Genomic DNA, 17,422 nt, shown 5'->3' with positions numbered 1-17,422 from the left:
AACAGAGCACGCACCCGCACCGGATGGCCAACAAGCCGCAGCCCTCGCCCATCGCCTCATCGGCGTCCTCCACCATCCGCCCCGCCGCCCCGCGCGGCGTGACCATCGCCAGCTACCTGCTGATGCTGGGCGCCCTGATGCTGGTGATGTGGGAGCACCTGCTGCCGGGGCTTCTGTGCGTTTGCATCGGCTTTCTCGTCACGCGCTGGTTCGCGCGCCTGCTCGCCTCGGGGCTGGGGCGCATTCCGGCGCTGGCCAGGCGGCCCGGCAGCGCCCAGGGCTGGGCCGGCGTGGTGGCCGTCACGGTGGTGCTGCTGGCGCCCATCGCGCTGATCACGCTGGGGCTGTCGCAGGCCCGCGAATACATCGTCGATGCGCCCGACCAGTACCGCGAGCTGCTCGACTACACCGCGCGCACCGTGCTGGAGCTGCGCTCCAAGCTGCCGGTGGAGATCGCTGTCTACCTGCCCGAGGGCGCGGCCGAGGTGCAGCGCGTGATCGCCAACTACCTGCGCGCGCAGGCCGGCTCGCTGGCCGTGGCCGGGCGCGCGTGGCTGCACGGCATTCTTTTCTCGTATGTGGGCCTGATCATCGGCAGCCTGGCCGCCGTGGCCCACGCGCCGCTGCGGCGCCTGCCGCTGGCCGAACAGCTGCACCGGCGCGTGCAGACTTTCGGCGAGGCCTTCGCCCAGATCGTGGCGGCCCAGTTCTGGATCGCGGCCTTCAACACGCTGCTGACGGCCATCTTCCTGCTCTTCGTCATGCCGCTGTGGGACGCGCACCTGCCCTACACGCCGGCGCTCATCACCCTCACCTTCCTGGCCGGCCTGGTGCCGATCGTGGGCAACCTGGTCTGCAACTCGGTGATCACGCTGGTGGGGCTGTCGGTGTCGCCGGTCACGGCCGCGGCCTGCCTGATCTTCCTGATCGTGATCCACAAGGCCGAGTACGTCATCAACGCCAAGGTGGTGGGCGCGCGCACGCAGATGAGCGTGTGGGAGCTGCTGGCGGTGATGTTCGTGGCCGAGGCGGTCTTCGGGCCCGCGGGGCTGGTGGCGGCGCCGCTGTACTACGCGTACCTGAAGAAAGAGCTGCAGGCGGCTTCGCTGGTCTGACGGGCTTGCGCCTCGCCGATGTCCTGATCTGATCGATTCCGGTCCGGCGCCGAGCGGACCGGAAGCTGGCGCGCCGCAAGAATGAGCGGCATCATCCACTCCGCTCCCGCCCGCGAGCCCCGCCATGAAAACCTGTCTGATAGTGATCGACGCCCAGGAGTCGTTCCGCCAGCGCGCCTACTGGAACGAAAGCCAGGCCGCGCCCTACTTCGCGGCGCAGAACGCGCTGATCGAAGGCGCCGCCGCCGCGGGCCTGCCCATCGTGCGGATCTTCCACACCGACGAGCCCTCAGACGCCAGCAACCCCTTCGCGGTCGAATCGGGCCATGTTCGCCCCATCGGCGGGCTGGCCGCCTTCGACGCCGCCGCCACCTTCACCAAACACCGCCACAGCGCGCTGGTCAACAGCGGACTGGACGTGTGGCTCACGCAGAATGGCATCGGCCGGCTGATCGTGAGCGGCATCCGCACCGAGCAATGCTGCGAGACCACCACCCGCCACGCCTCCGACCTGGGCTGGGAGGTGGACTACGTCACCAACGCCACCCTCACCTTCGACATGAAGCATCCGGACGGCAGCCCGCTGGCCGCCGCCGACATCAAGGCCCGCACGGCCGCCGTGCTGCATGGCCGGTTCGCCACCGTCTGCACCGTGGCGCAGGCGCTGGAACGGGCGGCGGCATGAGCGACAGCGCCAGCCTGCGCGTGCTGATCCTCGCCTTCGACGGCGTGGAAGCGCTGGACTTCGCCGGCCCCTTCGAGGTGTTCACCACCGCGAGCCGGGTCGGGCAGCGGATGCGGCCGGACTCGGCGGCACCGTTCGAGGTCGCCTCGGTAGCGCTCGCCGCCGCAGGCCAGCCCGTACAGGCGCGCGCCGGCCTGCAGCTGCTGGCGAACCACGCACTGGCCGGCAGCCCGCCAGCCGACGTGCTGATCGTCCCCGGCGGCGTGGTCGACGTGCCGATGGCCAGCCCCGAGACGCTGCGCTGGATCGCCCGCGCCGCCGCCGAAGCGAAGATCGTCGCGTCCGTCTGCACCGGCGCCTTCCTGCTTGCCGCCAGCGGCGTGGTGACGAACGACGCCGTCACCACCCACTGGGAAGACATCGCCGATCTGCGCGAGCGCTTCCCCTCGCTCGACGTGCGCGAGGGCGTGCGCTGGGTCGACAACGGCCGCATCGTCAGCTCCGCGGGCATCAGCGCCGGCATCGACATGAGCCTGCACCTCGTCGAACGGCTGGCCGGGCTCGAACTCGCCGAGCGCACCGCGCGCCAGATGGACTACGAATGGAACCGCAGCAACCCGAGCCCGCCCCAATCCGCGTAGTCTTCGTCCTTCTGCCCGGCAGCCTCGTGCTCGACTGGGCCGGGCCGGCGGAGGCGCTGCGCATCGCCAATCAGCGGCTGCGCGCGGCGGGGCGGGCCGAGCGCTTCGCCATCGAATTCGCCAGCCCGCGGCCGACGGCCATGGGCTCGGTGGGCGTGGCTCTGGCCGGGCTCTCGCCGCTGCCCACGGCCTGGGACGGCCCCGGCTGGGTCGTGCTGGTGGGCCTGCCCGGCGACGCCATCGCCATCGACAACCCTGAGACGCAGGATCTGCTGCACTGGCTGCGCGGCCTGCGCTTCGAGCGCGGCCGGCTGGAGCTGGTGACGGTGTGCGCCGGCGCAGTGCTGGCGGCGCACGCCGGGGCACTGGCGGGCCGGCGCGCCACCACGCACCACCATCACCTGGGCGAGCTGCGCGAGGTGGAGCCGCGCTGCGAGGTGGTGAGCAACCGGGTGTTCGTGATCGATCCGCCGCTCTACAGCAGCGCGGGCGTGACCACCGGCATCGACCTGATCCTGCATCGCATCGGCGAGTTGTGCGGCGAGGCGCTCGCGGCGCAGGTCGCGCAGTCGATGGTGATGCCGCTGCGCCGGGGGCCACACGATCCGGAACTCTCGCCCTTCCTCGCCCATCGCAACCATCTGCACGCCGCGCTGCACCGCGTGCAGGACGCCGTGAGCGAGCAACCACAGGCCGACTGGAACGTGCCGCGCATGGCCGAGGTGGCGCATACGTCGGCGCGGCACCTCACACGGCTCTTCGTCGAGCATGCGGGCGTGGCGCCGCTGGCCTACCTGCGGCGGCTGCGGCTCGCGACGGCCCAACTGGCGCTGGCCTCGGGTGCCAGCGTGACGCGGGCGGCGGAGCAGTCGGGCTTCGGCTCCGACACGCAGCTGCGCCGCGCGTGGCACCAGTTCGGGCTGCCGGGTTCGCCTTCGGAAGCGGGCCCCTCTTCCCGCGCCTGACACCGCTCAGTGCCAGACACCCGCAGGGGCCGGCCCCGGCACTCGCAGCAGCCTGTCGTCGCCGATCTCCAGCAGCCGGTTGGCGGCATAGCTGTTCTGCGAATCGGGCTCCAGCGCCGCGCTGACCAGCGGCGACAGCGGCTGTGCCAGCGACACGTAGAAGCTGCCCGGCTGCACCACCGCACGGCCATGGCGCAGCCGCACGCGGAAGGCGCGGATCGCCTCGCCATCCTCGATGGCGCCGCGCGCGTCCTGCCGCTGGCCGTCGGTCTGCGAAAGGATTTCGTAGCGCTCCACCGACCACGGTGCCGCGCTGTCGATGCGCTCCACGCGCACGCCCAGCATCTGCAGGCGCTGCACGGCCACAGTCTCGCTCGAAGCGAGCAGGTAGCCGCAGGGGCGCGGGCGCGCATTGACGATCTTCAGCGGCTCGGCGGCGCGCCAGTCGACGTCGACGGCCTTGTCCTCGCCGGTCCTGGCATCGAGGAAGTCGAGGCGCTGCCGCGTCGGCGTCTGCCAGGCCTCGACCACCACGTCGCCCTGGCAGGCTTGGGCCTTCGCGCGCTGGCCGGCCTGGGCGGTGAGCTGCATCAGCGCCGGCCCCTGCCGCGCCGCCGTTTCGATCACGGTGGTGGCCGCCAGTACCTGCGTATGCACGCGGCGCGCGAAATGCGCGCGGCCGAGCCCCACGCCGCGCACCTCGAGCAGCAGGCTCACGGCCTGGCGCAGCGCGCTCACGTTGCGGCCGGTGTCGGGCTGCACGCCGCCCATCGACACGGTGCGGTCGTCCGCCTTGCCGCCGGAAGTGGTGTGGTACTTGAAGCCCTGCAGGCCCGCGCGCGCGAAGGCGGCCTGGATGGCGTCGACGTAGTCGCGCTGCGCGCTCGCGGCGATGGCGGCGTCGAGGTTGCCCACGGTGGCCGGCTGCAGCAGGCCGTCGTATTTCATGACGGCGCCGAACTTGTCGATCCAGCGGCCGCCGACTGTGAACTCGTGCAGGTCGAGCACCACCTGCGGCGCGTAGCGCAGGGTGGCCGCCGCGATCACGCGGGCCTCGGGCGTGCGCAGCAGCAGGTGGTCGCGGTTCACGTCGATGCCGTTGGCGGTGACGCGGGTGAAGCGCTCGGCGCCGTCGGGGTTGCCGCGCGGCACCAGGACCAGATTGACCTTCTTCAGCAGCGCCGAGCCCGGCTCGGAGGCGAACTGCTGCGCCAACGCCAGCACCGCCTCGCCGCCGGCCGGCTCGTTGCCATGCTGCTGGCCGATCACCATCACCGTGGGCCGGGCCGGGTCGACGCGGCCCTGTTCGGCCAGCACCACCAGCGGCATCTCGCGGCCCTGCTGCGATGTCCCGATGCGCTCGACGCGCACGTTGGGCGACTGGCGCGCCAGCTCGTCCAGGAAGGCCAGCATCTCGGCATGCGAGGGGAAGTCGGTGCGGCCCGGGCGAAAGCCAGGCGTGGCGTAGCTCACCGGCGGATCGGGAAAGCGCGCGGCAATGGCCGGCGGCTCGGTCCACACCTTGGCGGGATCGAACTGGGCCAGGGCCGAGGCGGTCGGCAGCAGGGCCAGGCCGGAAACGCACAGGAAGCGGAGGGAGGGGGTGCGCAGCATGGCGCGCATTGTCCTCCGGCGCGACTCGCAGCAGATTCAGGTGTGGTTCAGTTCAAGCGCGCCCCTTTCTTCCAGAGATACCGCGGAACCGGCTCCGCCAGGCCGCAGGTATCGCCCCCGGAAGGGGGTTGGCGCAGCGACACGAAGTGCGCGAAGCCTTGGGGGCGAGTCAAGTACAAGCCCGGGCGCGCGCCAGCAGCAGCGCACGTTCGCGGGTGTTGCGAGTGAGCGCCGCGGCGCGGTCGAACTCCCGGCGCGCCTCGTCGAGGCGGCCGAGCTTGAAGAGCAGGTCGCCGCGCACGGTCGGCAGCAGGTGGTAGCCCCTGAGCGCGGGCTCGTCCAGCAGCGCATCGGCCACATCCAGCCCGGCCGCCGGGCCGAAGGCCATCGACAACGCCACCGCGCGATTGAGCTCGACGATGGGCGACGGTGTGAGTTCGGCCAGCGCATCGTAGAGCGCGGCGATGCGGCCCCAGTCGGTTTCGCCGGCGGTGCGCGCGCGGCCGTGGCAGGCGGCGATGGCGGCCTGCAGCGCATAGGGGCCGAGCGCCCCGCCCAGCGACTCGGCTCGCGCGAGTGCGGCGAGCCCGCGGCGGATCAGCATCTGGTCCCAGCGCGCGCGGTTCTGCTCCAGCAGCAGCACCGGCTCGCCCGAGGGCCCCATGCGCGCGGCGGTGCGCGAGGCCTGGATTTCCATCAGCGCGACCAGCCCGTGCACTTCCGATTCCTTCGGCACCAGCTCGGCTACGATGCGGCCCAGGCGCAGCGCCTCTTCGCACAATGCGGGGCGCATCCAGTCGTCGCCGGCGGTGGCCGAGTAGCCTTCGTTGAAGACCAGGTAGATCACCTCCAGCACCGAGGCCAGCCGCGCCTCGAGTTCGTGCCGGCGCGGCACCTCGAAGGGCACGCGCGCCTCGGCCAGGGTGCGCTTGGCGCGCACGATGCGCTGCGCCACCGTGGCCTCGGGCACGAGGAAGGCGCGCGCGATCTCGTCGGTGGTCAGGCCGCCCATCACCCGCAGCGTGAGCGCCACCCGCGCCTCGGTCGAGAGCACCGGGTGGCAGGCGGTGAACACCAGCCGCAGCAGGTCGTCGCCGATGTCGTCGTCCAGCGCGGCATCGACGGCCTCGGCGAAGTCGTCCTGCGCCATCTCGTGCCGGGCGTCGAGCTCGCGGCCGATCTCGCCGGCCTTGTGCTCGGCCAGCTGCAGATGGCGCAGGCGGTCGAGGGCGCGGCGCTTGGCCACGGCCGTGAGCCAGGCGGCGGGGTTGTCGGGCACGCCCGATTCGCTCCATTGCTCCAGGGCCGAGACCAGCGCGTCCTGGGCCAGCTCTTCGGCCAGCCCCACGTCGCGCACCATGCGCGCGACGGTGGCGATGATCTTCGCGGACTCGATCCGCCACACCGCCTCGATGGTGCGGTGGATCGCGGCAACGTCGGCGCGGCCCTCGCCCAGGTTCATGCCCCGGGCTTCTTCACCGTCTGCATCGACGTGAATTCGCCGGCCACCGCCTGCACGTCGGCCGGAAAGTCTTCCATCTCCTGGATCTGGCGCACCTCGATGACCTCGTTGTCGCCGCCGGGGCAGCGGCTGGCCCATTCGATGGCGGCGGCGCGCGAGGGCACGTCGATGATCCAGAAGCCGCCCAGCACCTCCTTCGCCTCGGCGAAGGGGCCGTCGACGACCTTGGGCTTGCGGTTCTTGAAGCTCACCCGCGCGCCCATGGAGGGCGGGTGCAGGCCGTCGCAACTGACCAGCACGCCGGCCTTCTGCAGCGACTCGTTGTAGGCCATCATGGCCGACACCGCCTCGACGTCGTCGGGGATGGTGCCGGGCGCGGCGGTCTCGTAGCCGTGGGGAATCATCAGCAGCATGAATCGCATGGTGCGTCTCCTTGGGTTCGGTCGGGTTGCACGGGCGGCCGGTTCAGCCACCGGCCTTGGTGCGGGCCTCGGTCTCGGCGCGCAGGCGGTCTTCCTGGGCGAGCAGTTCGGGGGTCATGGAGTCGCCGAAATCGGCGGCCTCGAACACCTGGCGGATCTCGATCTCGCCTTCCTGGAAGGGGCTGCGCTTGATCCACTCGATGGCCTCCTCCTTCGACTTGCACTGGAACAGCCAGAAGCCGGCCAGCAGCTCCTTGGTCTCGGCGAAGGGGCCGTCGATGACGGTGCGCTTGGTCGGGCCCTCGCAGCGCACGCGCACGCCCTTGGAACTGGGATGCAGGCCCTCGCCCGCCAGCAGCACGCCGGCCTTGACCAGTTCTTCGTTGAACTTGCCCATGGCGGTGAGGATTTCGGTGCTGGGCATCACGCCGGCTTCGGAATCGGCGTTGGCCTTGACCAGAATCATGAATCGCATGTCGTTTCTCCTGAAGGTTGATGGTGGTGAAGCGGCATCGGAATCTGCCTGCTCCTGTTCACACGTCGGACGAGCGGAAGCCGGATCGACGCGATTGCATCGATCCATTTGTAATTTTGTGTTTCTGAAATTGAGGTTTCAGGGCAGATAGCCGCAGAAGCGCAGCACATGGCCGTCCGGCTCCCGGATCGCGAATTCGCGCAGCCCCCAGGGCTGGGAGGCAGGCGGCTCGATGACCACCACGCCGCGCTTCACGTAGGCGGCATGCAGGCCGTCGATGTCCTTGCCGACGTGGATCACGATCTCGCCGCGCCAGGGTTTGGCCTCGCGCGCGTTGCACTGCCACAGGCGCAGATAGACCGGGTCGCCGTAGCTGCGATCGCCCTTCTTCACCCTGGCGTAGCTGGGCGGCTCGCCGGCGATGAAGTCGAGCTCGAAGCCCAGCACGTCGCGGAACCAGCGCGCGGCGCGGGTGACGTCGGACACCGGCAGCACGGGCTGCACGCCGTGGAATTCATGCAGCGTGCCCAGGTCGGGCGCGGGGCTCACGCCGGCCTGCATGCTCATTTCAGTTCGCCATGCGGCGCAGGGCGGCGACGCGCTCGGCGATCGCGTCGATGTCCAGGGCGTCCTCGGCCTTCGCCAGGTAGGTTTCGAGGTCGCGCACGGCCGATGCCGTGTTGCCCTGCTCCGCGTGCGCGATGCCGCGGTCGCGGTACTCGCCCCAGGCACTGGGCAGCAGCGCGATCAGGCGGTCCTGCACGGCGATGACACGCTGCCAGTCTTCCTGCGCGTGGTGCACTTCCTTCAGGTTGCGCAGCATGCGGGCAATGATTTCGCGCGAACTGGCGGGCTGCAGGTACAGGCCCAGCGGCACGTCGAAGTCGCCGACCAGGCCGTTGCTGCGCTTGTAGGGCTCAAGCCGCTCGCCCAGCTCCTCGCGCGACAACGACTTGCCGGTGAACGGGTCGATCACCACCTGCCCCTTGGGCAGCGTCACCTTGAGCATGAAGTGGCCGGGAAAACCGATGCCGCGCGCCTGCAGGCCCAGGCCCTGCGCCAGCTCCATCCAGAGCACGGCCAGCGAGATCGGGATGCCGCGGCGGGTGCGCAGCACGGCGTTCAGGTAGCTGTTGTCGGGGTCGTAGTAGTCGTTGACGTTGCCGCCGAAGTTCAGGTCGTTGAAGAAGAACTGGTTCAGCGCCCGCAGACGGGCCAGCGGCGCGGCGTCTGCCGGCAGGCGGCGGCGCAGGCGCGCCAGGAGCTGGTCGACGTCGCCCAGCACCTGCTGCACGTCGAGATCGGGGTATTCGTCCTGCGCCAGGCTGGCGGCGGCTTCGAGCAGCGGAAACTGTTCGTCGCTGCGGACCAGCGACTCGAAATACTCCAGGGCGGTTGGAACCTGAAAGCTGAACGTCATGTGGCTTTGTAGAGGAGCATTTCCGGAGCGTCAAGAAGGGGCACACGCGGATTGCGCCCGCCTGGAAAGCCCGGCGGGGCCTCAGCGGCGGATGAAGCTGCGCAGCCGCACGCCGACCGCCGCCAGCACGCCGAAATACAGCAGCGCCGAGCCGGCGATCAGCGCGGCCAGCAGGCCGATGCGCAGCAGGCGCTGCTCGCGCAGGGCAACCCAGTCGAAATGCGCCGAGCCCCAGACCAGCAGGCCCGCGAGCACCGCCGTGCCCGCGACGACCTGCAGCGCGAACCGCCCCCAGCCCGGCTCGGGCTTGTAGCTGCCGCGGCGGATCAGCCCGACCAGCAGCCAGGCCGAATTCACCAGCGCCCCGATGGCGATGGTCAGCGTGAGCGCCGCGTGCTGCAGCACCGGCACCAGGAACACGTTGAGGATCTGCGTCAGCACCAGCACGCCCACCGCGATGAGCATCGGCGTGCGCGTGTCGTGCTTGGCGTAGTAGCCCGGCGCGAGCACCTTCACGGCCACGATGCCGACGAGGCCGACGCCGTAACCCATCAGCGCCAGGGTGGTCCGGCCCACGTCCTCGCCCGAATACGCGCCGTTGTGGAAGAGCACCGCCACCAGCGGCTTGGCGAAGAGCAGCAAGGCGATGGCGCACGGCGCCGACAGCAGCACCACGAGGCGCAGGCCCCAGTCGAGCAGCGAGGAATAGCGCGCGTCGTCCTTGGCTGCGCGGGCGCCGGCCAGCTGCGGCATCAGCACCACGCCCAGCGCCACGCCGAGCATGGCGGTGGGGAATTCCATCAGCCGGTCGGCATTGGTGATCCAGGTGACGCTACCCACCGCCAGATGGGAGGCGATCTGCGTGTTGATGAGCAGCGAGATCTGCGCCACGCTCACGCCCAGCAGCGCGGGCAGCATCAGTTTGAGCACCTTGCGCGTGTTCGGATCGGTCCAGGCGGTGCGCAGGGCCCGCAGGCTCAGGCCCAGGCGCGGCAACAGCCCCAGCTTGCGCAATGCGGGAATCTGCAGGGCCAGCTGCAGCACGCCGCCGGCCATGACGCCCACGCACTGGGCGTAGATCGGCTCGATGCCCCAGTGCCTGAAGAGCGGCGCGCCGACCAGGATCGACAGGATCAGCGCCACGTTCAGCAGCACCGGCGACGCCGCCGGCACCGCGAACTTGCGCCAGGTGTTGAGAATGCCGCCCGCCAGCGCCACCAGCGACATGAAGCCGATGTACGGGAACATCCACCGCGTCATGACCACGGCCGCCTCGAAGCCCGGCAGCCCGCTGGCCATGGCCCAGACCAGCAGCGGCGCGCCGACCACGCCGGCCACGCACACGATCACCAGCGTCCAGGTCAGCAGCGTGGCGACATGGTCGATGAGCTGGCGGGCGCCCTCGTCGCCCTCTTCGGTCTTGCGGGCAGCCAGCACCGGCACGAAGGCCTGGCTGAAAGCGCCTTCGCCGAAGACCCGCCGGAACAGGTTCGGGATGCGGAACGCGACGTTGAAGGCGTCGGTGAGCGCGCTGACGCCGAAAACCGAGGCGAAGAGCACGTCGCGCACGAGGCCCGTGATCCGCGAGGCGAGGGTCAGCAGGGAGACGGTGGAGGCGGATTTGAGCAGGGACACGGAGGCCGAGTTTAGGCCCCGTCGGGGCCCCGAAACGCCCGGATTCGCCGGAAAAGCCGACCCGGCCTATAATGGAGGGCTTTGCTGCATCATCCTCAGACACCTAAGGACATAAATCATGGCATCCGCCAAGCCCAAGAAAAAGAACCCGCGCCTCGCCTCCGGCCGTAAGCGCGTCCGCCAGGACACCAAGCTGAACGCAGCGAACACCTCGCTGCGCTCCAAGTACCGTACCGCTGTCAAGAACGTCGAAAAGGCTGTTCTGGCTGGCGACAAGACCAAGGCAAGCGAACTGTTCGCGAAGGCCCAGAGCATCGTCGACGCGATCGCCGACAAGGGCATCTTCCACAAGAACAAGGCAGCCCGCGACAAGAGCCGCCTGTCGGCCAAGGTCAAGGCCCTCGCCCTCGCGCCTGCAAAGGCCGCCGCCTGACACCTGTCAGGCAAGCCCGGACCGGAATCCTCCGGTCCGCCGTTTGATCGGGGTGCGCTGCAGCAAAGTGAAAAACCGCCTTCGGGCGGTTTTTTCATGCCCGATCGGTTTGCAGTTCCTGGCGAACCCGGATTACGGGCAAAGAAAAAGGCCTTGTCAGGCCTTTTTGGGGGGGATCGGTGCGTCGGGCACCAGGCAGGCTTCGGCCACCTGAAGATCGTTGTCCCTTGCGAAGTTCACGCAGAAGTCCCAGGCCATCGGCTCGGCATCGCGCAGCGCGCGGTTCACGACCACGCATTTCACGCCGTTGATGGTCGTCGGAATGCACCAGGGCGAATAGCTCAGGTGGCTGCCCGGGTAGGCGCCACCGGGTCGGAAAGAGCACATGACACCGGCCAGACGCTCGGCCCAATCGCTCGGGCGGAAGGTCCGGCCATCCTTGGTGATGCCCTGGATGAAGATTTCTTTGGCTGTGGGGGAAATCATCGTTGAATGAAGCGACCGGAGCAGGTGCTGCGGTGCAGCAAGCGATTCTATCCGCGCCCCTTTTTGCATCCTGAACATGGGGCATTGCTGTGATGCGCAATCCTCAACGAAGCCGTCAAACCACGCGCCTAGAATCCGCCTTCCCTATCTGGAGAACCCGAATGAGCGCTACCGCCCAGCCCACCTCGCCCCACGTCATGAACACCTACGGTCGCCTGCCGATCGCACTGTCGCACGGTCAGGGTTGCCGAGTCTGGGACACCGCGGGCAAGGCCTACCTCGACGGCCTCGGCGGTATCGCGGTGAACACGCTGGGCCACAACCACCCCGAGCTGGTGCCGGCCCTGCAGGACCAGCTGACCAAGCTGATCCACAGCTCCAACTACTACCACGTGCCCGGCCAGGAACAGCTCGCCACCAAGCTGACCGAGCTCTCGGGCCTCACCAACGCCTTCTTCTGCTGTACCGGCCTCGAAGCCAACGAAGCCGCCCTGAAGCTGGCGCGCAAGTTCGGCCACGACAAGGGCATCGAGCGCCCCGAGATCGTCGTCTACGAAGCCGCGTTCCACGGCCGCAGCATCGCCACCCTCTCGGCCACGGGCAATCCCAAGGTGCAGGCCGGCTTCGGCCCGCTGGTCGAGGGCTTCATCCGCGTTCCACTGAACGACATCGAGGCGCTGAAGAAGGCGACCGAAGGCAACCCGAACGTGGTCGCCGTGTTCTTCGAAACCATCCAGGGCGAAGGCGGCATCAACCCGATGCGCTGGGAATACCTCAAGCAGGTGCGCCAGCTGTGCGACGAGCGCGACTGGCTCATGATGATCGACGAAGTGCAGTGCGGCATGGGCCGCACCGGCAAGTGGTTCGCCCACCAGTGGGCGGGCATCAAGCCCGACGTGATGCCGCTGGCCAAGGGCCTGGGCTCGGGCGTGCCGATCGGCGCAGTGGTGGCCGGCCCCAAGGCCGCCAACATCTTCGGCCCGGGCAACCACGGCACCACCTTCGGCGGCAACCCGCTGGCCATGCGCGCCGGCGTCGAGACCATCCGCATCATGGAAGAGCAGAACCTGCTCGAGAACGCCGCCACCGTGGGCGCCAACCTGAAGGCGGCGCTGGAGCGCGAGCTCGGCGGCCTGCCCGGCGTGAAGGAAATCCGCGGCCAGGGCCTGATGATCGGCATCGAGCTCGACCGTCCCTGCGGCGTGATCCTCAACCGCGCCTGCGACGCCGGCCTGCTGCTGAGCGTGACGGCCGACAAGGTGATCCGCCTCGTGCCGCCGCTCATCCTGAGCATCGCCGAGGCCGACGAGATCGTCGCGATCCTCGCGCCCATCGTCAAAAACTTCCTCTCGGAGCCTGCAGCCCAATGACGACGACCGCGCCCGCAGCCATCCGGCACTACCTGCAGTTCTCGGACTTCACGGCCGACGAATACGCCTACCTCTTCGATCGCATGGCGATCATCAAGAAGAAGTTCAAGACCTACGAGAAGCACCAGCCGCTGGTCGACCGCACGCTGGCCATGATCTTCGAGAAGGCCAGCACGCGCACCCGCGTGAGCTTCGAGGCCGGCATGTACCAGTTGGGCGGCAGCGTGGTGCACCTGACCACCGGCGACAGCCAGCTCGGCCGCGCCGAGCCCATCGAGGACAGCGCCAAGGTCATCAGCCGCATGGTCGACCTGGTGATGATCCGCACCTACGAGCAGACCAAGATCGACGCCTTCGCGGCGCACTCGCGCGTGCCCGTCATCAACGGCCTGACCAACGAGTTCCACCCCTGCCAGATCCTGGCGGACATCTTCACGTACATCGAGCACCGCGGGTCACGCGGTGCCGGAGGCGACGCACTTTCCTGCCTGAAGGGCAAGACGGTGGCGTGGGTCGGCGACGGCAACAACATGGCCAACACCTGGCTGCAGGCGGCCGAAATTCTGGGCTTCACGGTGCACGTGAGCACGCCCAGCGGCTACGAGGTCGACCAGTCGATCGCCGGCATCCGCTCGGGCGACAGCTACAAGGTCTTCAAGGACCCGATGGAAGCCTGCCGCGGCGCCGACCTCGTCACCACCGACGTCTGGACCAGCATGGGCTACGAGGCCGAGAACGAGGCCCGCCGCAAGGCTTTCGCCGACTGGTGCGTCGACGAGGAAATGATGCGCGCGGCCCAGCCCGACGCCCTCTTCATGCACTGCCTGCCCGCCCACCGCGGCGAGGAGGTGCAGGCCGAGGTCATCGACGGGCCGCAGTCGGTGGTGTGGGACGAGGCGGAGAACCGCCTGCACGCCCAGAAGGCCCTCATGGAGTTCCTGCTGCTCGGCAGGCTCTGATCCGGCAAAGGCGCCGCAACATGTCCGATTGCCAGCAATGCGGCGCCTGCTGCGCCAGCTACCGCGTCGACTTCAGCGTGCATGAACTCGACGACAACGGCGGCAAGGTGCCCTCGGGCCTCGCCGTCGAGGTGAACGACGCCATCTGCCGCATGCGCGGCACCGACCATGCCTCGCCGCGATGCGCGGCACTCACCGGAAAGGTCGGCCAGTCCGTGGGCTGCGGCATCTACGAGTGGCGCCCCAACCCTTGCCACGAGCTGGAGGCCGGCAGCGATGCCTGCGAGCGCGCGCGGGCGCGGCACGGCCTGCCCGCACTGTCTTCGCTGCACTGATCGCGGCCCTGGCTTCAACTCGTCACGCCTGGTGTTGGAAATAACCGACACCACGACCCCTCGCCCGGCGCTAACTTCGCGCCATGCGTTCACAGCAACCCCGCCTCCAGATCTGGGACATCTCGCCGCCCGTGCATGAAGGCGCGCCGGTCTTTCCCGGCGACACGCCCTACCAGCAGCGCTGGGCCGCGACCATCTCGCCGGGCTGCCCGGTCAACGTCAGCGAGATCAAGCTCTCGCCCCATGTCGGCGCCCATGCCGACGCGCCCCTGCACTACGACCCCGAAGGCCAGACCATCGGCGACGTCGACCTCACGCCCTTCCTCGGCCCCTGCCGCGTGATTCACGCGATCGACAAGGGGCCGCTGGTCGAGTGGGACCACATTGCCCACGCCGTCGACAGCACCCTGCCCCCGCGCGTGCTGGTGCGCACCTACACGACCATGCCGGTCGGCCGCTGGGACCCGCAGCTCGCGGCCTATGCTCCCGCCACAGTCGAGCGCCTCGCCGCCATGGGCGTGAAGCTCATCGGCATCGACACCGCCAGCATCGACCCGGCCGACAGCAAGACGCTGGAAAGCCACCAACGCATCCGCCGCCTCGACCTGCGCGTGCTCGAGAACCTCGTGCTCGACGACGTGCCCGAAGGCGACTACGAACTCATCGCGCTGCCGCTCAAGCTGGTGAGCGCCGATGCCTCCCCCGTTCGCGCCGTGCTGCGCGAACTCCCTCGCTGAAACCTCCACCATGACGACTCTTGCAGATTGCCGCGCGCTAGACGCGCAAGACCCGCTGCGCGCCTTGCGCGACCAATTCACCATTCCCGAGGGCGTGCTCTACCTCGACGGCAACTCGCTCGGCGTGATGCCCAAGGCCGCGCCGGCGCGCATCGCCGAAGTGGTGACCCAGGAATGGGGCGAAGGCCTCATCCGCTCGTGGAACACCGCGAGCTGGTTCGACCTGCCGCAGCGCCTGGGCGACAAGGTGGCCCGCCTGATCGGCGCCGCGCCCGGCGAGGTGGTGTGCACCGACAGCACCTCGGTCAACCTCTACAAGGTGCTGTTCGCGGCGCTCTCGCAGCAGAAGGACAGCGGGCGCAAGCTGGTGATCAGCGAGCGCAGCAACTTCCCGACCGACCTCTACATCGCCGAATCCCTGTGCCGCGAACGCGGCTTCACGCTGAAGCTGATCGACGCGAGCGAGTTGCCGGCCGTGCTGACAGACGAAGTGGCCGTGCTGATGCTCACCCACGTCAACTACCGCACAGGCGCCATGCACGACATGAAGGCCGTCACCGCCGCCGCGCATGCCGTGGGCGCGCTCACGGTATGGGACCTCGCGCACAGCGCGGGCGCCGTGCCCGTGGCCTTGAACGACAGCAATGCCGACTACGCCATCGGCTGCGGCTACAAGTACCTCAACGGCGGCCCCGGCGCGCCGGCCTTCGCCTGGGTGCATACGAAGCACGCGGGCCAGTTCGAGCAGCCGCTGTCCGGCTGGTGGGGTCACGCGGCGCCCTTCGAGTTCACGCCGCACTATCGCCCTGCCCCGGGCGTGGGCCGCTATCTGTGCGGCACGCAGCCGATCATCGCGCTGGCCGGGCTCGAATGCGGCCTCGACACGGTGCTCGCGGCCGAGTCCTTCAACGGTGACTTCGGTGCGATGTCCGCGCTGCGCGCCAAGTCGCTCGCGCTCACCGACATGTTCATCAGGCTGGTCGAGGAGCGCTGCGCCGGCCAGGGCCTCTCGCTGGTCACGCCGCGCGAGCACGCGCAACGCGGCTCGCAGGTGTGCCTCAGTCGTGAGGAAGGCGCCTACGCCATCGTGCAAGCCTTGATCGCGCGCGGCGTAATCGGCGACTACCGCGCCGGCGACTCGCAGATGCCCGACATCCTGCGCTTCGGCTTCACGCCGCTGTACATCGGCTTCGAGGACGTGTGGAACTCGGTCGAGCACCTCGTGCAGGTGCTGGAGACCGGCGAGTGGAAACGCCCCGAATTCAACCGCAAGAACGCGGTGACCTGAGTTGCGCCCGACCATGAAACATCGACTGCTCACCCTTTCGGCCGCGCTGCTGATGCTGGCGGTGCCCGCCTTCGCACAGCAGCCGGCCTTCACGCTGCCGCAGCTCAAGGCCTTCGCCGAGCAGGCGCCCGACGCCTTCCGCGCGCAGGTCAAGAGCCAAGGCTTCTCGTATGCCGACAAGACCGTGACCGACCAGGTCAGCATGATCGAGTACGAGAAGTTCGTCGACGGCCAGACCACGCGCCTGATGAAGTCCACCTACGTGGCCAGCCGCAGCGGGGAAGACGGCATACAGCTCACCCTCACCGACAAGGCCGCCTTCGAGCACCTCGTGAAGGAAGCGCGCGACACCGGCTACAAGCCCGGCGAGAAAGGCCGCATTCCCGGCGGCGAGACCTACCAGGAGTTCAAGCGCGGCAACGAAGTCGTGCGATTCGTCTATCCGAAGAAAGATACCGGCATAGGCCTGCCCTCCTACACCGCCGTGGTCTGGCGATGACCACCTGCCAGCAAGCATCATGAGCACCGAAAAGACAACGACCGAGAACATCGTCCACGAAGAGAAGGCCCAGCTGGACTTCAGCAAGTCCATGAGCTACGGCGACTACCTGCACCTCGACGAGATCCTCAGCGCGCAGCATCCCCTGTCGCCCGCGCACGACGAGCTGCTGTTCATCGTGCAGCACCAGACCAGCGAACTCTGGATGAAGCTGATGCTGCACGAGCTGCACGCCGCCATCGCCTGCATTTCCGAAGAGAAGCTGCCCGACGCCTTCAAGATGCTGGCGCGCGTGAGCCGCATCATGGAACAGCTGGTCAACGCATGGACCGTTCTCTCGACCATGACGCCGCCCGAGTACACGGCGATGCGCCCCTACCTCGCCAATTCCAGCGGCTTCCAGAGCGCGCAGTACCGCTGCATCGAGTTCGCGCTCGGCAACAAGAACGCCGCCATGCTCAAGCCGCACGCGCACCGCGCCGACCTGCTGGCACAGGTCGATGCCGCCTACCGAGCGCCGTCGCTGTACGACGAGTCGCTGCGCCTGCTCGCGCGCCACGGCCTGCCCGTGCCCGCCGACCGGCTGGAGCGCGACTGGACCCAGCCCTACGAACCCAGCGACGGCGTGGAGGCCGCCTGGCTCACGGTCTACCGCAACCCGCACGACCACTGGGACCTCTACCAGCTCGGCGAGAAGCTCACCGACCTGGAAGACGCCTTCCGCCTCTGGCGCTTCCGCCACGTGACGACGGTGGAACGCGTGATCGGCTTCAAGCGCGGCACCGGCGGCACCGGCGGCGTGAGCTACCTGCGCAAGATGCTCGACGTGGTGCTGTTTCCCGAGATCTGGAAGCTGCGCACCGACCTGTGACCCACAAGAA

Annotated in this window: 20 protein-coding genes; 12 read left to right on the top strand and 8 right to left on the bottom strand. The window is 68.9% G+C overall.

Annotated features, from left to right (window positions below):
* Positions 1-23: 23 nt before the first annotated feature.
* The 4 genes from EJP67_RS16155 to EJP67_RS16140 all read left to right on the top strand — a co-directional run bounded on the left by EJP67_RS16155 (position 24) and on the right by EJP67_RS16140 (position 3,406).
* Complete coding sequence (locus tag EJP67_RS16155; RefSeq protein WP_126022727.1) at positions 24-1,115, top strand: AI-2E family transporter; 1,092 nt, start codon at positions 24-26, stop codon at positions 1,113-1,115.
* 124 nt (positions 1,116-1,239) lie between these two features.
* Complete coding sequence (locus EJP67_RS16150; RefSeq protein ID WP_126022726.1) at positions 1,240-1,800, top strand: cysteine hydrolase family protein; 561 nt, start codon at positions 1,240-1,242, stop codon at positions 1,798-1,800.
* Entirely contained in the window at positions 1,797-2,441 is a 645-nt protein-coding gene (locus EJP67_RS16145) for a DJ-1/PfpI family protein (RefSeq protein WP_126022725.1), read from the top strand. Before EJP67_RS16150 ends, EJP67_RS16145 begins: the two co-directional genes overlap by 4 nt.
* Positions 2,402-3,406 carry a GlxA family transcriptional regulator gene (locus tag EJP67_RS16140; RefSeq protein WP_126022724.1) on the top strand — a complete coding sequence of 335 codons (1,005 nt, stop codon included), beginning with the start codon at positions 2,402-2,404 and terminating at the stop codon, positions 3,404-3,406. Before EJP67_RS16145 ends, EJP67_RS16140 begins: the two co-directional genes overlap by 40 nt.
* A 6-nt stretch (positions 3,407-3,412) precedes the next feature.
* Here EJP67_RS16140 and EJP67_RS16135 read toward each other — a convergent pair whose 3' ends face one another.
* The 7 genes from EJP67_RS16135 to murJ form a co-directional block, all read right to left on the bottom strand.
* A complete protein-coding gene (locus tag EJP67_RS16135; RefSeq protein WP_165909636.1) occupies positions 3,413-5,020 on the bottom strand; it encodes a M14 family metallopeptidase in 1,608 nt (535 codons plus the stop codon).
* A 169-nt stretch (positions 5,021-5,189) separates the two neighbouring features.
* On the bottom strand, positions 5,190-6,482 hold the full coding sequence (locus tag EJP67_RS16130) for an RNA polymerase sigma factor (protein WP_126022722.1): 1,293 nt from the start codon (positions 6,480-6,482) through the stop codon (positions 5,190-5,192).
* Positions 6,479-6,904 carry a YciI family protein gene (locus tag EJP67_RS16125; RefSeq protein ID WP_126022721.1) on the bottom strand — a complete coding sequence of 142 codons (426 nt, stop codon included), beginning with the start codon at positions 6,902-6,904 and terminating at the stop codon, positions 6,479-6,481. Before EJP67_RS16125 ends, EJP67_RS16130 begins: the two co-directional genes overlap by 4 nt.
* Before the next feature lie 43 nt (positions 6,905-6,947).
* Positions 6,948-7,379, bottom strand: coding sequence for a YciI family protein (locus EJP67_RS16120; protein WP_019654629.1), 432 nt, complete (start codon positions 7,377-7,379; stop codon positions 6,948-6,950).
* A gap of 138 nt (positions 7,380-7,517) precedes the next feature.
* Positions 7,518-7,946 carry a bleomycin resistance protein gene (locus EJP67_RS16115; RefSeq protein ID WP_126022720.1) on the bottom strand — a complete coding sequence of 143 codons (429 nt, stop codon included), beginning with the start codon at positions 7,944-7,946 and terminating at the stop codon, positions 7,518-7,520.
* A gap of 1 nt (position 7,947) precedes the next feature.
* Positions 7,948-8,799 (bottom strand): SirB1 family protein, encoded by an 852-nt coding sequence (locus EJP67_RS16110; RefSeq protein ID WP_126022719.1) that lies wholly within the window; start codon positions 8,797-8,799, stop codon positions 7,948-7,950.
* Positions 8,800-8,880: 81 nt separating this feature from the next.
* Positions 8,881-10,434: a murein biosynthesis integral membrane protein MurJ gene (murJ, locus tag EJP67_RS16105; protein WP_126022718.1), complete on the bottom strand. Its 1,554-nt coding sequence runs from the start codon at positions 10,432-10,434 to the stop codon at positions 8,881-8,883.
* Between the two features lie 118 nt (positions 10,435-10,552).
* Here murJ and rpsT point away from each other — a divergent pair, with 118 nt between their 5' ends.
* The gene (rpsT, locus tag EJP67_RS16100) at positions 10,553-10,867 is read left to right on the top strand and encodes a 30S ribosomal protein S20 (protein WP_019654625.1); all 315 of its coding nucleotides are present in this window, start codon (positions 10,553-10,555) and stop codon (positions 10,865-10,867) included.
* Positions 10,868-11,023: 156 nt separating this feature from the next.
* Here rpsT and EJP67_RS16095 read toward each other — a convergent pair whose 3' ends face one another.
* On the bottom strand, positions 11,024-11,353 hold the full coding sequence (locus EJP67_RS16095) for a DUF3579 domain-containing protein (protein WP_093124243.1): 330 nt from the start codon (positions 11,351-11,353) through the stop codon (positions 11,024-11,026).
* Between the two features lie 161 nt (positions 11,354-11,514).
* Between EJP67_RS16095 and EJP67_RS16090 the strand changes: the two genes are divergently transcribed.
* The 7 genes from EJP67_RS16090 (at position 11,515) to kynA (ending at position 17,412) form a co-directional block, all read left to right on the top strand.
* The gene (locus EJP67_RS16090) at positions 11,515-12,723 is read left to right on the top strand and encodes an aspartate aminotransferase family protein (RefSeq protein WP_126022717.1); all 1,209 of its coding nucleotides are present in this window, start codon (positions 11,515-11,517) and stop codon (positions 12,721-12,723) included.
* Positions 12,720-13,682 carry an ornithine carbamoyltransferase gene (gene argF, locus EJP67_RS16085; RefSeq protein WP_126022716.1) on the top strand — a complete coding sequence of 321 codons (963 nt, stop codon included), beginning with the start codon at positions 12,720-12,722 and terminating at the stop codon, positions 13,680-13,682. Before EJP67_RS16090 ends, argF begins: the two co-directional genes overlap by 4 nt.
* 20 nt (positions 13,683-13,702) lie before the next feature.
* Positions 13,703-14,017: a YkgJ family cysteine cluster protein gene (locus EJP67_RS16080; RefSeq protein ID WP_126022715.1), complete on the top strand. Its 315-nt coding sequence runs from the start codon at positions 13,703-13,705 to the stop codon at positions 14,015-14,017.
* A gap of 83 nt (positions 14,018-14,100) precedes the next feature.
* On the top strand, positions 14,101-14,754 hold the full coding sequence (gene kynB, locus EJP67_RS16075) for an arylformamidase (protein WP_126022714.1): 654 nt from the start codon (positions 14,101-14,103) through the stop codon (positions 14,752-14,754).
* A 10-nt stretch (positions 14,755-14,764) separates the two neighbouring features.
* Complete coding sequence (gene kynU / locus EJP67_RS16070) at positions 14,765-16,042, top strand: kynureninase (RefSeq protein ID WP_126022713.1); 1,278 nt, start codon at positions 14,765-14,767, stop codon at positions 16,040-16,042.
* Positions 16,043-16,055: 13 nt separating this feature from the next.
* Positions 16,056-16,541, top strand: a complete 486-nt coding sequence (locus EJP67_RS16065; protein WP_126022712.1) for a type 1 periplasmic-binding domain-containing protein — start codon at positions 16,056-16,058, stop codon at positions 16,539-16,541.
* Between the two features lie 19 nt (positions 16,542-16,560).
* The gene (gene kynA, locus EJP67_RS16060; RefSeq protein ID WP_126022711.1) at positions 16,561-17,412 is read left to right on the top strand and encodes a tryptophan 2,3-dioxygenase; all 852 of its coding nucleotides are present in this window, start codon (positions 16,561-16,563) and stop codon (positions 17,410-17,412) included.
* The last annotated feature ends 10 nt before the right edge of the window (positions 17,413-17,422 follow it).

The organism is Variovorax guangxiensis, assembly GCF_003952165.1.
GTDB classification, from domain to species: domain Bacteria; phylum Pseudomonadota; class Gammaproteobacteria; order Burkholderiales; family Burkholderiaceae_C; genus Variovorax; species Variovorax guangxiensis.
Note: the sequence above shows the minus strand (reverse complement) of the source record. Positions and strands in the feature narration are given on the sequence as shown.